15 protein-coding genes are annotated in these 18,297 nt (G+C 67.0%); 3 read left to right on the top strand and 12 right to left on the bottom strand.

The genetic code is table 11. The annotated features are described in order from the left end of the window. Positions 1 to 40 precede the first annotated feature (40 nt). Positions 41 to 526 carry a D-aminoacyl-tRNA deacylase gene (dtd, locus tag B4C31_RS04260; protein WP_291531468.1) on the top strand — a complete coding sequence of 162 codons (486 nt, stop codon included), beginning with the start codon at positions 41 to 43 and terminating at the stop codon, positions 524 to 526. 78 nt (positions 527 to 604) lie between these two features. Here dtd and B4C31_RS04255 read toward each other — a convergent pair whose 3' ends face one another. The 12 genes from B4C31_RS04255 to mraZ form a co-directional block, all read right to left on the bottom strand. Beyond that, positions 605 to 1,579: a cell division protein FtsQ/DivIB gene (locus B4C31_RS04255; RefSeq protein WP_291531467.1), complete on the bottom strand. Its 975-nt coding sequence runs from the start codon at positions 1,577 to 1,579 to the stop codon at positions 605 to 607. Beyond that, positions 1,579 to 3,144, bottom strand: coding sequence for a UDP-N-acetylmuramate--L-alanine ligase (murC, locus tag B4C31_RS04250; RefSeq protein ID WP_291531466.1), 1,566 nt, complete (start codon positions 3,142 to 3,144; stop codon positions 1,579 to 1,581). Before murC ends, B4C31_RS04255 begins: the two co-directional genes overlap by 1 nt. A 46-nt stretch (positions 3,145 to 3,190) precedes the next feature. Next, complete coding sequence (murG, locus tag B4C31_RS04245) at positions 3,191 to 4,375, bottom strand: undecaprenyldiphospho-muramoylpentapeptide beta-N-acetylglucosaminyltransferase (RefSeq protein WP_291531465.1); 1,185 nt, start codon at positions 4,373 to 4,375, stop codon at positions 3,191 to 3,193. Positions 4,376 to 4,455: 80 nt separating this feature from the next. Beyond that, complete coding sequence (locus B4C31_RS04240; protein ID WP_291531464.1) at positions 4,456 to 5,700, bottom strand: peptidoglycan glycosyltransferase FtsW; 1,245 nt, start codon at positions 5,698 to 5,700, stop codon at positions 4,456 to 4,458. Next, the gene (murD, locus tag B4C31_RS04235; protein WP_291531500.1) at positions 5,687 to 7,126 is read right to left on the bottom strand and encodes a UDP-N-acetylmuramoyl-L-alanine--D-glutamate ligase; all 1,440 of its coding nucleotides are present in this window, start codon (positions 7,124 to 7,126) and stop codon (positions 5,687 to 5,689) included. Before murD ends, B4C31_RS04240 begins: the two co-directional genes overlap by 14 nt. A 44-nt stretch (positions 7,127 to 7,170) precedes the next feature. After that, positions 7,171 to 8,271, bottom strand: a complete 1,101-nt coding sequence (gene mraY, locus B4C31_RS04230) for a phospho-N-acetylmuramoyl-pentapeptide-transferase (RefSeq protein ID WP_033509762.1) — start codon at positions 8,269 to 8,271, stop codon at positions 7,171 to 7,173. A 49-nt stretch (positions 8,272 to 8,320) separates the two neighbouring features. Beyond that, a complete protein-coding gene (locus B4C31_RS04225; protein ID WP_291531499.1) occupies positions 8,321 to 9,802 on the bottom strand; it encodes a UDP-N-acetylmuramoyl-tripeptide--D-alanyl-D-alanine ligase in 1,482 nt (493 codons plus the stop codon). Positions 9,803 to 9,835: 33 nt separating this feature from the next. Then, positions 9,836 to 10,714 (bottom strand): UDP-N-acetylmuramyl peptide synthase, encoded by an 879-nt coding sequence (locus tag B4C31_RS04220; protein ID WP_291531463.1) that lies wholly within the window; start codon positions 10,712 to 10,714, stop codon positions 9,836 to 9,838. A 25-nt stretch (positions 10,715 to 10,739) separates the two neighbouring features. Next, entirely contained in the window at positions 10,740 to 12,551 is a 1,812-nt protein-coding gene (locus B4C31_RS04215; RefSeq protein WP_291531462.1) for a peptidoglycan D,D-transpeptidase FtsI family protein, read from the bottom strand. Further along, positions 12,548 to 13,003 (bottom strand): hypothetical protein, encoded by a 456-nt coding sequence (locus B4C31_RS04210; protein WP_129238272.1) that lies wholly within the window; start codon positions 13,001 to 13,003, stop codon positions 12,548 to 12,550. Before B4C31_RS04210 ends, B4C31_RS04215 begins: the two co-directional genes overlap by 4 nt. Continuing rightward, on the bottom strand, positions 13,003 to 14,025 hold the full coding sequence (rsmH, locus tag B4C31_RS04205; protein ID WP_291531461.1) for a 16S rRNA (cytosine(1402)-N(4))-methyltransferase RsmH: 1,023 nt from the start codon (positions 14,023 to 14,025) through the stop codon (positions 13,003 to 13,005). The genes B4C31_RS04210 and rsmH overlap by 1 nt, the downstream gene beginning before the upstream one ends. Then, positions 14,025 to 14,483, bottom strand: a complete 459-nt coding sequence (gene mraZ / locus B4C31_RS04200) for a division/cell wall cluster transcriptional repressor MraZ (RefSeq protein ID WP_051912030.1) — start codon at positions 14,481 to 14,483, stop codon at positions 14,025 to 14,027. Before mraZ ends, rsmH begins: the two co-directional genes overlap by 1 nt. A gap of 313 nt (positions 14,484 to 14,796) precedes the next feature. On the opposite strand from mraZ, the gene B4C31_RS04195 reads away from it, so the two are divergent. Both B4C31_RS04195 and serA read left to right on the top strand, forming a co-directional pair. Then, positions 14,797 to 17,076 (top strand): HelD family protein, encoded by a 2,280-nt coding sequence (locus B4C31_RS04195; RefSeq protein WP_291531460.1) that lies wholly within the window; start codon positions 14,797 to 14,799, stop codon positions 17,074 to 17,076. Positions 17,077 to 17,085: 9 nt separating this feature from the next. Beyond that, a complete protein-coding gene (gene serA / locus B4C31_RS04190) occupies positions 17,086 to 18,285 on the top strand; it encodes a phosphoglycerate dehydrogenase (RefSeq protein ID WP_291531459.1) in 1,200 nt (399 codons plus the stop codon). The last annotated feature ends 12 nt before the right edge of the window (positions 18,286 to 18,297 follow it).

The following is an 18,297-nucleotide window of genomic DNA, read 5'->3' as shown; positions in this document are numbered from 1 at the left end:
CGCCCGCCTTATCCGCGCCGAAGCAGGTATGATGGCCGGTATGAGAGTGGTCATTCAACGCGTGAGTTCGGCGGGTGTGGACGTGGTCGACGCGGCGACCGGCGAACCGGACGCCTCCTTCGAACCGCAGCGAATCGGCCCCGGACTGGTGCTGCTGGTTGCGGTCAGCGATGACGACGGGCCCGAGCAGATTAGCTGGACGGCCCGCAAGATCGCCAATCTGCGGATCTTCGATGACGACGAGGGCAGGATGAACCGCTCGGTGCTCGATGTGGGCGGCGAGGTGCTGTCCATCTCCCAGTTCACGCTGTACGGCGACGTGCGGCGGGGCAACCGTCCGAGTTTCGTGGAGGCCGGGCAGCCCGACCATGCGCGGGACGTCTGGCTGCGCCTCGACGAGGCGTTGCGCGGCCATGGGCTCACTGTCCGGGAGGGCCGGTTCGCCGCCCATATGCGGGTGTCGCTGACCAACGACGGCCCGGTGACCATCCCGCTCGATACGGCGGTGATGGCCCGGCCCCGCTAAGGATTCGGCATCATCCCGCCCCCGCCCCCGGTTTCCTCCGAGGGGCGGGGCACGTCTGCCGGACATGCCCCGCCGAAGCTACTTGATGATGGGACGCAGCGGCGCGGAGACATCCACCTGGTGCTTGTCCCCAATGACGTTGGGGTCGTTGATGATCTTGTCGACCACGGCCTTCTTCAGTTTCAGGTCGGAGGAGTCGCCCCAGACGATGGTGTAGTTGCCGCCATCCAGCACCGTGGTGATCGAATCCTGCGTCTGCGCGCTCACCGAGGAGATACGCTGCCGCATCGACTCGTCCAGTCGTCCCAGGATCGACAGGGTCTCGTGCACCGCCTGGTCGGACAGCCCCTGGTCGACATCGCCGACATCCACCACCGGAATGCCTTCCACCGATACGTTCCCGACGGAATTGAGCACGCGCCCCTTGCTGTCGACCGCGGTCATGGACCCGTCCGAGTCGCGCAGCATGGCGGCGGGCCGCTGGGCCCGGACCGTAACGCGCAGACGGTCGGGGAACTGCTTACTCACCTTGGCCTCGGTGACGCCGGGGATGTCGTCCAGCTGGTCGATGACGTCGTCGCTGGAGACCAGGAGCAGCGATTTGCCGGTCTGTTTGCCGGCGATCTGCATGATCTGCTCCTCGCTGACCCATTCGTTGCCGCCGGACACCTGGATGCCGCCGGTTTCCAGCCGGAACACCGGGGAGAAGAACAGCAGCCAGACCAAGGCGGCCACGGCGGCCAGCGCGGCGGTTACGGCGACCGCCCGCAGGAGAATCACGCGCGCGGTCGCCTTGCGGCGTTCCTTCAGACGGGCGCGGAAATCCACGACCTTCGGACGCGTGACCACGCCGAGCGGCCCGCGGGTCTGGTTCAGCGTCTTGGCGACAAGGTCCTCGCCCTGCAGGCGCCTGACGTCGACGAATTCACCGGGATCGGATTGCCCGCTGCGTTTCGGGGACGACTCCGTCGAGCGCACGGACCGCGCCGAACGAGCGGGCGCCACCGCAGGCTTGCGGTCCGCCGCACCGGAGACGACCCGTCGCCCCGCCATCAGGATTCCATCCCGCCGGCGCGCGCCGACAGTTCATGCAGCAGCACGTCGTCCATCCGGTTGATGTCGCCGGCGCCGACGGTGATCACCACATCCCCCGTCCGAACGGTGTCGAGGATGCGCACGGCGGCCTGCCGCATATCCTCGACGGCGCGGATCCACTCCCCCGCATCCGCGCAACGGTCCGCGCCCGCGGCCTGGACGATGGTCGAGGCCGAGACGTCGGGGAAGTCCTCCTGCTTCTCACGTGCGGGGAAGATGCCGGCCACAATCACGTCGTCGGCCTTCGAGAGCGCTTGTGCGAACTGCGCGGCGAAGATCCGGGTGCGCGAGTACAGGTGCGGCTGGAACAGCACATGGATGCGGGATTGCGGATACCGACGCCGGGCCGCGTCGAGCAGCGCGGCGATCTCGGTGGGATGGTGGGCGTAGTCGTCCACGACGGTGACCCCGTTCACGCACCCGCACACCTGGAAGCGGCGCGCCGCACCCAGGAACGAGGCGGCGGCCTGTGCGGCATGCTCGTACGGCATGCCCAGCATCCCCGCTGCGATGATGGCGGCGGCAGCGTTGCGCGCGTTATGGATACCCGGGATGGACAGTTCCACGGGCACCTCCAGCTCCGCGCCGTCGGCCAGCGCCGGCGGGATGCGCAGCGTGAAGCATTCGCAACCGGTGCGCTCGCGTTCCCGTTCCGATTCGATGCGGACCGCAACCGCACCGTTGAGGTCGCCCAGCGTATCGGGATCCTGGGTGGTGTAGACCACGACCCGTCCGGCGACGTCCGCGCCCACGGCCCGCAGGACCTCCAGACAGCCTTCGTCGTCGGCGCACATGACAACCGCGTCCCTCGCGTGGCCGATGTGGTCGACGAAGGCCCGGTGGTACCGGTCCGCCGTGCCGTAATGGTCCAGATGGTCAGGTTCCGCGTTGGTGACGATGGCGATGGAGGGACGGTACTTGGCGAAACTGCCGTCGGATTCGTCGGCCTCCGCCACCAGCACCACGCCGTGTCCGGCATGGCCGCCGTCACGGTTCGTGCCGTCCGGCGACTGGATGGAACCGCCGATGGCGTAGCTGGGGTCGGCGAGCTCCCCGGTTCCCGCGTTGACCAGGATGTGGGCGAGCAGCGAGCTGGTGGTGGTCTTGCCGTGCGCGCCGGCCACGGTGACGGCCCGTTTGGCGGCCATCAGCAGGGCCAGGATGTCGCTGCGATGCACGATGCGGGCACCGGCCGCATGCGCCGCCACAATCTCCGGATTGTCCGGCTTGATGGCGCTCGAATAGACCACGGTTTCGGCGCCGGCCACGTTCTGCGCGCGCTGCCCGAACTGGACCGTGACGCCCAGCGACTGTAGCCGATCGGTTTTGAGGCTTGGCTCGCGGTCGGATCCGTCGACGACGACGCCCTGCTCGTGCAGCATCTCGGCCAGCACGCTCATGCCGGCGCCGCCGATGCCGATGAAATGTGTCCGACCCAGATCGCCGATCCGCTCGTCGGGTCCGAAGGCCGGACGGGTCGGATCGAGCTCGATGGTTGCCTCGACGGCTGATTGTTCTGACACTGGAAGTCCTTCCTGCACTGTTTCTGGTTCTGCGTTTTCCCCTGCGCTACGCGGCCTGACGCTCCGCCGCCTCCAGCACGCGGCAGGCCATGGTCTCGGCGGCGTCGCGGATGCCGTAACGCCATGCGGCTTCGGCGAATCCGGACAGACGGCCGCTGTCGGCCAGCAATCCCGGCACATGGTCGACCACCCATTCCTTGGTGAATTCGCGGTCGGCCACCATCATGCCGCCTCCCGATTCCACCACGGGCTGCGCGTTGAAACGCTGCTCGCCGTTGCCGATCGGCAGCGGCACGTAGATCGCCGGCAGGCCCAACGCCGTCAGCTCGCTCACCGTGCCCGCGCCGGAACGGCAGATCACCAGGTCGGCGCAGGCGAACGCCAGATCGATGCGTTCCAGATACTCGGCCACATGGTAGTCCCCGTCCCCAGCGTGAGAGGCGTCCAATCCGGTGATGGCCGCATCCCCCGCGCTGACCGAGGCCAGTTCACGCACCTCGTCCGCCTTGCCGTTGCCGGTCAGATGCACGATCTGCGCATGCTGCAGCAACGATGAGGCCGAGGCCGCCACGGCGCGGTTGATGTTGGCGGCGCCCAGCGAGCCGCCGGTCACCACCACCACCGGACGGTTCGCGTCCAGGCCCAGCTGTTCCGCCGCCTGACGGCGGGCGCCCTCACGGTCGGATTCCAGCCGCTCGCACAGCTGCGCGATAGCCGGGCGCAACGGGAGCCCCACCCGTTCGATCACGGCACCCCGACGCGCCTTCAGCCCCGTTCCCTCGTATGCGGTGCCGATGTAGTCGGCCCAACGGGCGCCCAGCTTGTTGGCCATGCCGGCGCGCGCGTTCTGCTCGTGGATCAAGATCGGGATCCGCATGGCATGCGCCGATGCGTACACCGGGGCGGAGGCGTACCCGCCGAAACCCACCACCACCTGGGCCTGATGACGTTCCAGGATCTGCCTGGTCCTGGCCGTCTCCCGCTTCCAAGCCATCGGGAACCGCAACGCGGCCATATTGGGGCGGCGAGGGAACGGCACCTTCTCGATGGTTTCCAGTTCGAATCCCGCCTGCGGGACCAGGTCGCGCTCCAGGCCGACCGCCGTGCCAATCACCGCGATATCCGCCGAAGGGTCCTTGGCCCGGATGGCGTTGGCCACCGCCAGCAGCGGGTTGACATGTCCGGCCGTACCGCCGCCGGCCAATACGATGCGGTGCATTCGATTGCTCATAGCATACGAGCTTAGTCCACGGGCAGGCCCCGGCAAGGCATTCGGCAGCGGTTCCTGCCCGCAATGTCCATGTCCGCGCGTCACGCCTTGACCCGCTCGGCCTTGACCTGCGGATGCTCCCGCATCATGCTCACCGCGGCCCCCGCCGCCGCCAGGCACATAATCAGCGAGGAGCCGCCCGCCGAGACGAACGGCATCGGCACGCCCATGACCGGCAGCAGGCCGACGACCACGGCGATGTTGACCAGCCCCTGCCCCACCAGCCAGGCGGCGATGCAGATCAGCACCATCGAGGCGTACCGGTCCCGCATCTGCAGCGCCATGGCGATCAGGCACCATCCGATGACCACGAACAGCAAGATCACCAGCGCCCCGCCGATGAATCCGGTCTCCTCGCAGATGATCGCGAAGATGAAATCGTTATGGGCGGCGGGCAGGTAGTTCCATTTCTCGCGGGAGTTGCCGATGCCCACGCCGAGCAGTCCCCCCGAGGCGATGGCGTACCGGGCGTGGATGGACTGGTAACACACGTCCTGCGCGTCCGAACCGGTGCAGGCCGTGTAGGCGGCGAGGACTCGGTTCAATCGGTTCGGACTCGAGATCACGAACGCCGCGGCGGCCGCACCGACCACGGCCATGCCGGCGAGCAGCCATTTCAGCGGGAATCCGCCGATCAGGAACGCCACGATGCCGATGGCCACGATGATCATGCCGGTGCCCATATCCTTGCCCAGCATGACCAGTCCCAGGCATACGAAATACACGATCCCGGGAGCCCGATACGCCTTGACGCCCTCGCGCTCATACCGTTTGCGTGCGGCGATCATGGCGGAGGGAAGCCAGATGCACAGCGCGCATTTCATGACCTCGGCGGGTTGCAGCGTGAACACGCCGGGGATGCCGATCCACCCGGTGTTGCCGTATTGGGTGATGCCCAGAGGCGTCAGCGTCAGCGCCTGCAGCACCATCGAAAAGCCCATGCCCGCAATGCCCAGTCGGCGGTAGATCGGGCAATGCACGTGCATGGCGATGAAGGCCATCACCAATCCGATCACGCAATACACGCCCTGGCTGAGCGCCTGCCGCCACGGGGACGCGCCTTGGGAGACCATATCCACGGACGAGCTGGAGAACACCATGATCACGCCGAAGCAGGTGAGCGCGAGCACCGCCACCCGGAAGCCGTGGTAGCACCACAGCGGGTTGAGCAGGCTGCGCCAGCCCGTATACCGCTGGAACCCCTCCGCCGCCTCTCGTTTCCTCGGTTTTCCCGTGCCCTTCGCGCGGTCCGAGGATGCGGAACGAATCTGTCTAGGCTTCGGCATGGGTGCTCACCCATTCCCGAGCCTGCTCGGCGAACCGGTCGCCTCGGTCGGCGTAGGAGACGAACTGGTCCATGGATGCGCAGGCCGGGGCCATCAGCACCACATCACCCGGGGCGGCGTAGGCACCGGCCGCCTCGACGGCACGCCGCATCACGGTCTCGTTGTCCGACGGGTCGATGAGGGTCAGCGGGATATCCGGGGCGCTGGCGGCGAAGGCCTCGGTCATCGGGAGCTGGTCCGCGCCGATGATGACGGCCGCCTTGATACGCGCCGCCTGATCGGCCACCAACTGTTCGAACCTTCCGCCCTTGGCCAGGCCTCCCGCGATCCACACCACGCTCTTGAAACCGAAACTGCCCAGGGACGCCGCGGCCGCGTGGGCGTTGGTCGCCTTGGAATCATCCACGAAACGGATATCGCCTTCGGCGGTGTGCCGGACGGCCACGGTCTGGATGCGGTGGCCTCCGGGGGTGAAGTCGCGCAACGCCTGCACGGCATGATCCAGATCAGCGCCCAATCCCAGCACCAGCGCCAGGGCCGCCAGCGCGTCGGCCAGCAGATGCGGGTATACCGTACCGTCCGGCTCGCACAGGTGCGGGAAGTCGCGGACCTGGGCGATGCGCAGCGCCTGTCCGGCGGGAGTACCCGCCACGCCGCTCATGTCCACAATCCAACCGTCGCTGATGCCGATCTGCCCCTCATCGGGCGCGTGCAGGGTGAACCCCACCATTCGGCATCCGTCGGCCGGCTGCGCCCGCCGGGCCAGTTCGGTGACGCGCGCGTCGTCGGCGTTGTAGACCAGGGCTCGCTTGACGCGGTGATAGACCTTCGCCTTATCGGCGGCGTACCGGTCCATGCCGCCGTGCCAATCCAGATGGTCCGCAGCCAAGTTGGTGATCACCGCGCAGTCCAGTTCCAGCGAATCGGTGAAATGCAGCTGGAACGAGCTTAATTCCACGCACAGCGCATCGTAGGAGGCGTCGACGGCGGCATGCGACACGGCCTTGCCGATGTTGCCCACGGCCGGCGCGTGCCACCCGCAGGCGTTGAGCATCTGCGAGGTCATCTCCGTGGTCGAGGTCTTGCCGTTGGTGCCGGTGATGCCGATCCATGCCGCGGGCGCGCCGGTCCGGTCGCTGTCCACGCGCAGCCGCCAGGCCAACTCCACCTCGCTGATCACCGGGATGGACCGGCGTTGCGCCTCCAGGATGAACGGGGTGCGCGGATTGAACACCGGCGAGGTCACCACCAGGTCGACCCCGGCCCAGTCCACGTCGTCGAACGCATGGACATCCGCCTCGGGCCGATGTTCGTCCACCGTAATCACCCGCGCCACGCGCGGCGCCAGCACCTCGGCCACGCTCCGCCCGGACACGCCCAGACCGGCCACGACCACCGTCATGCCCGACCAATCGTTCCTCTGCATATTCATTGTCCTCCCATGCCCGCGGCCCATTGCACGCACGGGCCTCACACCAGACCGGACCGTGCCACCCAGTCGCCGTAGAACACTACGAGGCCGACCAGCACGAAGATGAGTTCAACCATCCAGAACCGCACCACCACCTTGCCTTCGGTCCAGCCGAGCAGCTCGAAATGGTGGTGGATCGGCGCCATCTTGAACACGCGTTTGTGCGTCAGCTTGAAATAGCCGACCTGGATGACGTCGGACAGGGCTTCGATGACGTACAGACCGCCGACGATGATGGCCAGGAACTCGGTGTGCGTGGCGATGGACATCGCCGCGAACAGCCCGCCCAGAGCCAGCGAGCCGGTGTCCCCCATGAAGATGGTGGCGGGGTTCGAGTTGTACCAGAGGAAACCGAAACAGGCCACCGCGGCGCACAGCGCGATGATGGTCAGGTCCAGCGGGTCGGAGACCGCGTAGGCGAACCCCTCATGGCCAGCTCCCTTGAGATGGTAGCTCTCCCAGAACGCGATCACGCCGTATCCGGCGAATGCGATCATCGACGAGCCGGTGGCCAGCCCATCCAGCCCGTCGGTCAGGTTGACCGCATTCGTCCAGGCGGTCATCAGAAAGTTGACCCAGATGACGAACAGGACGGTCGCCACGATCCTGCCCGCGAATTCGAAGCTGAAGAACGGCTCCTCGATGAAGCTCATGCCCGCCTGGGCGCTGGGGAACCCGGACCGGGTGGGGATGATGAGCGCCAGCACCGCGTACAGGGTGGCGAAGATGAACTGCCCAATGAACTTGCCCGCCACGGACAGGCCTTCGTTCTGCTTCTTGCGCACTTTGGCGAAGTCGTCGATGAAGCCCAGCACGCCCATGGACAGCATGGCGAACAGCACGAGCATGGCCGACAGCGAGAACGCCTCGCCGGATACGATATGCCGGTAGATGGCCGAAGCCAGCCAGCCGCACACGATCGCCAGGTTGATCACCACGCCGCCCAGCGTCGGGGTGCCGCGCTTGACCTGATGCGACTGGGGACCATCCTGCCGGATGTACTGGCCGTAGTGCAGCTTGTGGACCAGCCTGATCAGCAGCGGCGTGCCGACGATCGTCACTACCAGTGAGACCAGAATTCCGATAATGAGTGCAATCACCTGCGGTACTCCATTCGCGTCATATTCCCTTTCCCGGTCCGTCCGACCGCTATGCGGTCCAGCGTTCGGCCAACGCGCTCAACCCGGAGACGTGCGACCCCTTGAGCAGCACCACGGCATTCCCGTGCTCCCGCGCCAGACGAACGACCGCGGCATCGGCCTGATCGGCGTCATGCACCCAGTCTATCGACGGGTGCGCCGGGGTCGTGCCCGTTTGCGCGCGCTTTGCCCCCTGTGCGACCGCTTCGGCCAGCGCGTCGAGATGCGCGCCGGCGGTGCCGCCGACGGCCACGACGGCGTCCACGCCGCACCGGGCGGCGTATTCGCCCACGCCGCGATGCAGCTCCAGATCGTTCGCGCCCAGCTCCAGCATGGCCCCCAGCACGGCCACACGGTACGGCGCGGTCTGTTCCCCGGCACCCCACGCCATCAGGCCGTCCAGACCCGCGCGCATCGAATCGGGGTTCGCGTTGAACGAGTCGTCGATCAGGGTGAAGGAGGCACCGCTGCGCTCGACGGTCGACACCGCCATGCGATGGGGGCTGATGCGCGTCAGGCCCTCCAGTACCTCGTCGATGCGAGCCGGCGGCATGCCCAGTCGGAATGCCACGCTGGCCGCCGCCAACGCGTTCATGACGTTGTGGCGTCCGCAGATGCCCAAGCGCACCGCCGTGGCGGCGCCATCGGGCGTGGACAACGTGAAGCGGGGACGGTCCAAGGCATCGGTGCCGATGTCACGCGCCGAGCAGCCGGAGGCCAGGGCCCGCTCGTCCTGCACGCCGAACCACAGCACCTCTCCCGGCGCCTGGGCGCTCATGGAGGCCACGCGCTCATCATCGGCATTGAGGATGGCCACGCCGCCGTCGGCCAGGCCGCGCACGATTTCGCTCTTGGCCTGCACGATGCGTTCCACCGAGCCGAACTCGCCCAGATGGGCCACGCCGACCTTCAGCACCACGGCGATGTCCGGAGGCGCGATGGTGGTCAGTCGGGCGATCTCCCCGACGTGATTGGCGCCCATCTCCGCCACCAGGTACCTGGTGTCCGGGCCGACCTTCAACGCGGTCAACGGCAGGCCGATCTCATTGTTGAACGAGCCGACGGGGGCGACCGTCTCCCCCATCGATCCAAGCAGCGCGGCCAGCATGTCCTTGGTGGTGGTCTTGCCCACCGAGCCGGTGATGCCGACGATGGTGAACGGCGTGTCCAGTGCGCGGCGACGTTCGATGTTGTGCTGCGCCAAGGCTCCCAGGGCGGCCACCGTGTCCGGCACGACGATCTGCGCCATCGGGGCGTCCACCTGATGCGCCACCAACGCCACGGCGGCGCCGCTCTGTGCGGCGCGCCCCACGAAGTCATGGCCGTCCACCCGTTCGCCGGCGATGGCAACGAAGACGCCCGCTTCACCGACCTCGCGGGAATCGGTGACGGCACTGGTCGCCATGGTCTGCGGCGTGGCGGCAACGCCCTCCGGGATGACCAGCCCGCCGCCGACCGTCTCGGCGATCTCGGACAGCGTCATCGGCATCATCGTGGATTCCACAGCCATATTCGTTCCTCTCCTTCAGGACAGTTCCCTGGACACACGCAACGCGCTCCTGATATTCGCACGGCGCACACCGGCCGCCATGGCCATGGCGATGGCCAATGACAGCACCTCCCACGACCCGCCGTGCTCGCCCTCGTCGGCCTGACGCGCCAACGCATCGGACTCGGCGGTTCTGCCCACCGCCTTGCCGCGCTCGTCCATCACGCAACCGTACCGGTCGCACGCCGTCGCGCAGGCCTCGCGCAGACGGGAGTCGGGCACGTCATCGACGCCGAACACGTCCAAACCCACCGCATGCAGCGCGCCGTGCCGCAACGTCCGCTCGTCCATGGACACGATCACGGCGTTCGCGCCATCCTCCGCACACACCGACAGCACACGCTGCACATCCAGAACCCCCAACGGATACTGCAACCCGATGTACTGCTCCAACGACTGCGTATCCGCCGCGCTGATCACGCCGACCGGATTGCCGAGCACATGCAGGAATTCGGACAGCTGCTCCACCTGCCGTTGCACCTGCCCGGCCTCCTCGCCGTAGCAGGCGAACATCGCCAATGTTTTGGCGCCCGTCAGTTCCTGGGCCATCGCGGCCAGGCGCGCGTCATCGCACTCCCCCAGCACCAGCGGCATCGACAACCTGTCGACCGCCCCGCGCAACGCCTGCGGGACCAAGGCCGCATACGCGCCGCGCATGGCGGCGTGCTCCAGCCGCTCCATATTCACCGACCCCGCAGGCACATACAGCGAGCCGGGAATCACCGAATCGACATCATCCGCCAGCGAGGTCACCGTCACGCCCTCCGCGGACGGCGGCACCAGCTCATATCCGTACCGGGAAGCCAAGGTCCCCAACGTCATCCGGCATGCACCGGAACCGCTCACCACACTCATCGGCCCAGCCTTTCCTCCAGCGAATTCACCAATCCACCGGAATAGCATCGGTACGCGGAGACGAGGGGGCCACCTCATATTTCTGCATAAGGAATTCACCAATCCTGGCGAACAGCGGGCCGGCGGTCAGACCGCCGAATCCGCCCTTCTGCGGGTCCTTGATCACCACGGTGACCACAAAGCGGGGGTTGTCGGCGGGGATGATGCCGGACCAGTCGCACACGATCGAGGTCAGACGGCCGTCCGCGCCGGCGACCTCGGCGGTGCCTGTCTTCGAGGCCACGCGGTAGCCGTCCACCTTGGCCACGTTGTCGTATTCCTCGGCCACCGACTCCATGGCGTTGAGCACATCCGCCGCCACCTGCTCGTCGACCACGCGCACGGCGTCCCCGTGTTCCTCGGAGGTGACGCGTCCCTGCGCATCGGTCACCGACTTGATCAGCGACTGCTGGTGCCGCACGCCCTTGTTCGCGATGGTGGCCACCACATTGGTCAGCTGCAGCGCGTTCACCGTGTACCCCTGGCCGAACAGCACCGTGTCCCGGGTACGGCCGTCCCAGACGTCGGCGCCGGCCAGCATGCCGTCGGATTCGCCGGGCAGGTCCAGCCCGGTGGACTGTCCGATGCCGAACTTGGTCAGGAACTCGTAGCGCTGCTCGTTGGTGTAGTTCTCCGCCGCCATCACCATGCCGACGTTCGAGGAGTTCTGCAGGATGCCCGCCAGCGTCCAATGCTCGCTGCCATGATTGGTGGCGTCGTGGAACTCCTGGCCGTTCTTGGTCATGCTGTACGGCACCGTGAACTGGTCGGTGGCCTTGTGCAGACCGGTCTGCAGCAGTCCGGCCATGGTGATGACCTTGCCGATCGACCCGGGCTCGAAGGTCTCGCTCACCGCCTGGGAGACGTTGAGTTTGGCGTCGTCGCTGCCCGCCTCGATCTCGTCGGTGTCCTCCAGGGCGATGATCTCGTTGGTCTGCAGATCCTGTACCACGCCGATGGCCCAGGCCGCGCCGAACTCCTCCCTGCCTTCCTGCAGCACCTTCTTGACGTACCAGTTCACGTCCTGGTCGATCGTCAACGTCACGTCGCTGCCGTCCACGGCCGCCTCGGAGTCGGTCATCGTGCCCGGGATCTGCTCGCCGCCGTTGCCCTGCTGATACACCTCGTATCCGTCGGTGCCGGTCAGCTCGTCGTTCATCATCTGCTCGATGCCGTTGACGCCGTTGCCCTCATCGTCCACACCGCCCAGCAACGCGCCCAGCTGGGTGCCCGTGGAGTAGATGCGATCGCTGCTCAGCTCGCACCACACCACGCCGGCCAGATGCAGGTCGTCGATCTTGCGCTTGAGCTCGGGGGTGATGTCCCGCTGGATCACCTGATAGCGGTTGACGCCATCGAGCTTGGCGCCGAGTTCCATGGCGTTCACACCGTCCAGCACCGTGGCCAGCAGACGCGCCACGGCGGCCGCGCCGGTGGCGCCGACGGGCTGGTCGTCGATCTGGTGGCAGTACCCCAGCGACTTGGCCTGGTTCGACCCGCAGGCCACCGGTTCGAACAGCGAGGCCGCGTAGGGGTCGGCGAGCAGCGTGTAGCGCTCCACGCTCTGGGCGAGCACGTTGCCGTTGGTATCCAGGATCCGCCCGCGCTTGGCGCTGATCGGCACCGTGGTGGTGCGGCTCTGGGTGGCCGCCTGCGCGGTGGAACGACCGTCCAGCAGCTGGATGCCGATCAGCCGCCCGAGGCATGCCACGGCCATGAACGCCAGAATGACACCGATGGCCATGCACCGCTTGGCGAACCCGCTATACCTGCCGGCCCTCATCTGTCCGCGTCTCATTGCGTTCCACCTTCACTGGGTTGATATCCGTTCAGATCGATGGAGATGGATCCCTCCTGCGGGACCATGCCCATCTCCTGCGCACGTTCCGGCAATGACGCCTTCAGCATGTCCAGCTGCGTCTGGCGCTCCTCCACGTCCTGGCTCAACCGCTCGATCCGCGTCTGCACCTGGCTGGATTCGAAGGAGATCTCGACCATCTGCGTGCGCAGGGCCAACGCCCCCAGCAGGGTGCCAACCAGGAACACGATGGCGATGGTGATATGCAGCAGCGGCGTGGTCTTCGTTCTGGTCCACTCCAGCAGACGTTTGAAACCGCGCGCCGCCGAGCCGGCCCCGGCCCGCTGCCCGTTGACCACGTGCAGTTGCGGACGCGACTGCGGCGTGCCGTCCCGGTCCGGGCGTCCCGCGGGCGCCGCCGAGGAATGCACGCTTCGTGCCTGTGCAGCCATCATCGTCCCCCTTCGTAGTATCGCGGCTCCGCGGCGGACGCGAAGGTGCGTCGCCATCGCTGCGGAATCGGTCGCGTCAGTTCCACGCCCCGCAACCGCACGGATGCGGAACGCGGGTTATGTGCGATCTCCCCTTCATCGGCCTTGACCGCGCCTCGGGTCAGATCCCTGAAGAACGGCTGGGCGTCGGGAGGGATGACCGGCAGGCCCGGCGGCACATCGGCCACCAGTCCCTGCGCCATGAACGTCTTGACGGTTTTGTCCTCCAGCGAATGGTACGACTCCACCACCAGACGGCCGCCCACGGCCAGCCGGTTCGCGGCCTGCGGCAGCGTGGACGCCAGCTTGTCCAGCTCGCCGTTCACCTCGATGCGCAACGCCTGGAACACCCGCTTGGCCGGATTGCCCGCGGGCCGATGCGCCTGCGGGATCACCTCGTCCACCAACGCGCTCAACTGCGCCGATGTGCGCAACGGCTCCCTGTCCCGCCGCTGGACGATCCGCCTGGCGATCTGCCGGGCGTACCGCTCCTCGCCATACGTTCTGAAGATCCGCGTCAACGCCGGCTCGTCATACTCCGCGAGCACGCGTTCGGCCGTCAACGGCTGCGACACGTCCATCCTCATATCCAACGGCGCATCGTGGCTGTACGAGAACCCTCGCTCCGTCTCGTCGATCTGCAGGCTCGACAGCCCCAAGTCCATGAACACGGCGTCCACACGCTTCACGCCGACGTCGTCCAGCACCTGCGAGAACGCATCGAACGCGGCATGCACCGGGGTGAACCGGTCCGCCAGCCCCTCCGAGCGCACGCGTTCGGTGGCCATCGCCAACGCCTCGGCGTCCCGGTCGATGCCGATCAGGCGCACCTGCGGCGCGGCCTTGAGGAACGCGATGGTATGTCCGGCCAGCCCGAGCGTGCAGTCCACGGCCACGGCGCCGTCATGGTCCAGCGCCGGCGCGACCAGCTCGACGCAGCGTTCGAGCAGCACGGGTTGATGGATGGTTGCATAGTCGTTCATCAGAATTCCACCGCCGGTAGTACGTCGTTCTCGATATCGGAGTAGCGCTGCTCCTTCTCCGCCAGGTACGTCTGCCACGCCTCACGGTTCCAGATCTCGGCACGCGTGCCCACGCCAATCACCACAATGTCCTCCCCCAGATCCGCATAATCCCGCAGAATCTGCGGCACCAGCACACGGCCTTGCTTGTCGGGCACCTGGTCGGATGCGCCCGATAGGAACACACGCAGGTAGTCGCGGGTGTCCTTGTCCCCCACCGAAGCGCGCTGGATCTGCATGGCCATATGCCGGAACTGGCTGATCGGCAGCAGATACACGCACCGCTCCTGCCCTCGGGCCAACACCACACCACGGCCGAGCATGGAACGGAACTTGGCCGGCAGCGCCATGCGTCCCTTCGCATCGATCTTCGGCGTGAACGTGCCCAGCAGCAACGGCGGCAGTTGCAGCATATCCATGTCATCACCGCCTGCGGGAGGTTGCTGCTGTGCAAAGACGTCGTCATTCACAGCCCCACCTCCTTCAGCCTGGCATTGGGTACACTCCGACCTGGGTCGCTTCACCACTTTACCCCACGACTTTCCACAAAACCCCACTTATCCACAAAACACTTACCCTTTTCCGATGGTTTTCCCACTTGAGGACGCATATCGGCGAGACAGACGCCGCGGCGGGCCGCCTCACAGGCGTCACCCGCCGCAATCCGGACGATTCGTAGCGGCCTTGCGGTACATTGGATTGCCTGAGTTTTCGGAGGAAGGGACAGTACATATGCCGGGTTACGCCGAACAGTTGCAGGAGGAGCAGCACACCGTCGACCGCGCCTACGGTCGCCTCGACGCCCTGCGCGCGCAGGCTCGCGCACGGCTCGACGCCGTCAGGGCCGCCGGTTCGCACGGCTCCCCCACCCAGCGCACCGAACGCGATTCGTTCGCCACCATGTACGAGGACCGTCTGACGCAGCTGCGCGCCGTGGAGGACCGCCTGATCTTCGGCCGGCTCGACAACACCGCCGGCGAGCGCCGCTACATCGGGCGCATCGGCCTGTCCAGCGAGACGCATGAGCCGATCCTGACGGATTGGCGAGCGGAGGCCGCCCGCCCGTTCTATGAGGCGACCCCCTCGCACCACGGCGACATCGTCATGCGTCGCCATATCACGCTGAACTTCCGCGAGGTGGTGGGCGTGGAGGATGAGGTGCTCGACGTGCATTCCGAGCAGGTCGGCAAGGCCTCGTCCGCCGGCACGCTGACCGGCGAGGGCGCGCTGCTGGCCTCGCTGAGCTCGCGGCGCACCGGCAAGATGACCGATATCGTGGCCACCATCCAGGCCGAACAGGACCGCATCATCCGCTCCGACCTCGGCCATGCCGTCGTCGTCCAGGGCGGCCCGGGCACCGGCAAGACCGCGGTGGCGCTGCATCGCGCCGCCTACCTGCTGTACACCCACCGCAGCATGCTCGACCGCTCCGGCGTGCTGGTCATCGGCCCCAGCTCGGCGTTCCTGCACTACATCGATCAGGTCCTGCCCTCGCTCGGCGAGACCGGCGTGGTCAGCCGCACCATCGCCGACCTGATCCCCGGATTCAACGCCACCGCCACCGATACGCCCCGGGCCGCCCAGCTCAAGGGCGAGCAGCGCATGGCCAAGGCCATCGCCAACGCCGTCGCCGCGCGCGAACGCGTGCCCCGCACCCTGCCGGTGGTCCGCATCAACGGGTTCGCGGTCGCCATGAAGCCCTCCGATGTCGAACAGGCCATCGCTGACGCGCGGCGCACACGCCAGCCGCATAACAAGGCGCGCGAGACCTTCGTCCGCAGCATGCTGGAGGCCCTGCGCGCCCGGTACGTCGAACAGCTCGACTACACCCCGGAGCAGCCGGAGCTCGCCGACGTCATGCAGCAGCTGCGCATGAACGACACCGTCAGGCACACGTTGAATCTGGCCTGGCTGCCGATGACCGGCCCGTGGCTGATCGACCAGCTGTTCTCCAAGCCGGCTCAGCTGCGACGGTTCGCCCCGTGGCTGTCCGATGACGACATCGCCGCGCTGACCCGGGACAAGGGCGCCGCGTTGACCCAGTCGGACATCCCACTGCTGGACGAGGCCATGGAGCTGCTCGGCCCCGACCCGCGCGCGGCGGCCCGCAAGGCGGCCGCCGACGCCCAGCGCGCCGAGGAGGAGCAGTACGCGCGGGACACCTTGGCTCAGGCCGGCATCGGCTCCGGCATCGTGACCTCGCAGATGCTCGTCGACCAGATCAACGGCATGGATGCGGAGCTCACCGCACAGCGCGCCGCGGCCGACCGCGAATGGACGTACGGGCACATCGTGGTGGATGAGGCACAGGAGCTCACCGCGATGGACTGGCGTATGCTGATCCGCCGCTGCCCTTCGCGCTCGTTCACGATCGTGGGCGATGTGGCGCAGACCTCGGCGCTGGGCGGCACACGCGCCTGGCGGCACACGATGGACCGGCTCTTCGGCGAGGACAACTGGGACCTCAACGAGCTGACGATCAACTACCGCAACCCGCAGGAGGTTTCGGACCTGGCGTCTCGGTTCGCCCGTTCCGAAGGCCTGTACATCTCCACGGTGAACGCGGTGCGCACGATGCCCGACTCGGTCGAGCGGCTGACCATGCCGACCGAAGCCGAGCTGCATGCCGCCGTGGCGCAGCAGGTGGTGGCACTGGCCGACCGCTTCGTCTCGTCGGACGGCACGGGCCGGGTGGCGGTTATCGTGCCGCAGGCGCAGCTCGCCGCGTTCCGCCAGACGGTGCGGATGGCGCTGCAGGAGGCGTTCAGCGAGCAGGAGTTCGCCCGTCTTGATGCGCAGAACGCGTGGGACGAGCAGGTGTGCGTCTGCACCACACAGGACGTCAAGGGTCTGGAATACGACGCGGTTATGGTGGTCCAACCCGCGGCGATCGACCAGGAGGCCCCCTCGCGCCTGACCGCGGCGGCCGACCTGTATGTGGCGATGACCCGGCCGACCCAGCGTCTGCTTATACTGCGGACAAACGCGGACGAATCCGAGCTGCCGCTATAGCATGGGGTTATGCCTCAAGCACTGTTATTGGAGAATATTCATCCGTTCGCGGCCGAGTCCCTACGCAAGCACGGGTTCGACGTCGTCACGCTCAAGGGCGCACTGAACGAGGACGAGCTGATCGACGCGCTGGACGGCGTGGATCTGCTCGGCATCCGCTCCAAGACCTCGGTGACGCGCAAGGTCATCGACGCCCGCCCCGGGCTTTCGGCCGTCGGCTGCTTCTGCATCGGCACCAACCAGGTCGATCTGGAGTATGCGGGCACGCACGGCGTGGCCGTGTTCAACGCGCCGTATTCGAACACGCGTTCCGTGGTCGAGCTGGTGATCTGCGACATCATCTGCCTGATGCGGCGCGTACCCGCCCACACCCATCATCTCAAGCACGGGCTGTGGGACAAGTCGGCGTCCGGATCGCATGAGGTGCGGGGCAAGACGCTGGGCATCATCGGCTACGGCAACATCGGCGCACAGCTGTCGGTGCTGGCCGAAGCGCTGGGCATGCGCGTGGTGTTCTATGACATTGACGAGAAGCTGGCGTTGGGCAACGCCCACCGCTGCGACACCCTGGAGAAATTGCTCGAACAGTCCGATGCGGTCACGTTGCATGTGGACGGGCGCAAGTCGAACATCGGGTTCTTCGGCGAGGACCAGTTCGCCGCCATGAAGCAGGACGCGATCTTCATCAACTGCTCCCGGGGATTCGTGGCCGACCTCGACGCGCTGAAGCGACATCTGGATTCGGGACATCTGTCCGGCGCCGCGGTGGATGTGTGGCCGGTGGAGCCCAAGAAGACCGGAGACCCGTTCCTCACGCCGCTGGCCGATATGGACAATATGGTGCTGACGCCGCATATCGGCGGCTCCACGCTGGAGGCCCAGGAATCCATCGGTCATTTCGTGACGCAGCGGCTTGAGGATTACTGGACCAAGGGGGCCACGTCACTGTCGGTGAATTTCCCGCAGCTGGCCCTCGGCGACTGCGCCGGTGCAGCCCGCATCATCCACCTGCATGCCAACCTGCCCGGCGTGCTGGCCGATATGAACAACGTGCTCGGCGACGCGAACATCAACATCTCCGCGCAGTCGCTCGGCACGCAGGGCTCGCTGGGCTATGTGGTCACCGATGTGTCGCAGGTGCCGGACGACGCGACGATGGACGCCATCGCGGCGATTGAGGGCACGATTCGCACACGCGTGATCCGCTGATCGCTGCCGGCG

It is taken from the genome of Bifidobacterium sp. UBA4282 (genome assembly GCF_002394995.1).
GTDB lineage: Bacteria > Actinomycetota > Actinomycetes > Actinomycetales > Bifidobacteriaceae > Bifidobacterium > Bifidobacterium pullorum_B.
Note: the sequence above shows the minus strand (reverse complement) of the source record. Positions and strands in the feature narration are given on the sequence as shown.

What these genes read in the sequence shown, in the direction of transcription:
- B4C31_RS04210 (WP_129238272.1), bottom strand. Translation starts at nt 13,003, where the DNA reads ATGGCTGCACAGGCACGAAGCGTGCATTCCTCGGCGGCGCCCGCGGGA.
- rsmH (WP_291531461.1), bottom strand. Translation starts at nt 14,025, where the DNA reads ATGAACGACTATGCAACCATCCATCAACCCGTGCTGCTCGAACGCTGC.
- B4C31_RS04255 (WP_291531467.1), bottom strand. Translation starts at nt 1,579, where the DNA reads ATGGCGGGGCGACGGGTCGTCTCCGGTGCGGCGGACCGCAAGCCTGCG.
- mraZ (WP_051912030.1), bottom strand. Translation starts at nt 14,483, where the DNA reads ATGGATATGCTGCAACTGCCGCCGTTGCTGCTGGGCACGTTCACGCCG.
- dtd (WP_291531468.1), top strand. Translation starts at nt 41, where the DNA reads ATGAGAGTGGTCATTCAACGCGTGAGTTCGGCGGGTGTGGACGTGGTC.
- B4C31_RS04225 (WP_291531499.1), bottom strand. Translation starts at nt 9,802, where the DNA reads ATGATGCCGATGACGCTGTCCGAGATCGCCGAGACGGTCGGCGGCGGG.
- B4C31_RS04195 (WP_291531460.1), top strand. Translation starts at nt 14,797, where the DNA reads ATGCCGGGTTACGCCGAACAGTTGCAGGAGGAGCAGCACACCGTCGAC.
- murD (WP_291531500.1), bottom strand. Translation starts at nt 7,126, where the DNA reads ATGCAGAGGAACGATTGGTCGGGCATGACGGTGGTCGTGGCCGGTCTG.
- serA (WP_291531459.1), top strand. Translation starts at nt 17,086, where the DNA reads ATGCCTCAAGCACTGTTATTGGAGAATATTCATCCGTTCGCGGCCGAG.
- murG (WP_291531465.1), bottom strand. Translation starts at nt 4,375, where the DNA reads ATGAGCAATCGAATGCACCGCATCGTATTGGCCGGCGGCGGTACGGCC.
- B4C31_RS04220 (WP_291531463.1), bottom strand. Translation starts at nt 10,714, where the DNA reads ATGAGTGTGGTGAGCGGTTCCGGTGCATGCCGGATGACGTTGGGGACC.
- B4C31_RS04240 (WP_291531464.1), bottom strand. Translation starts at nt 5,700, where the DNA reads ATGCCGAAGCCTAGACAGATTCGTTCCGCATCCTCGGACCGCGCGAAG.
- B4C31_RS04215 (WP_291531462.1), bottom strand. Translation starts at nt 12,551, where the DNA reads ATGAGACGCGGACAGATGAGGGCCGGCAGGTATAGCGGGTTCGCCAAG.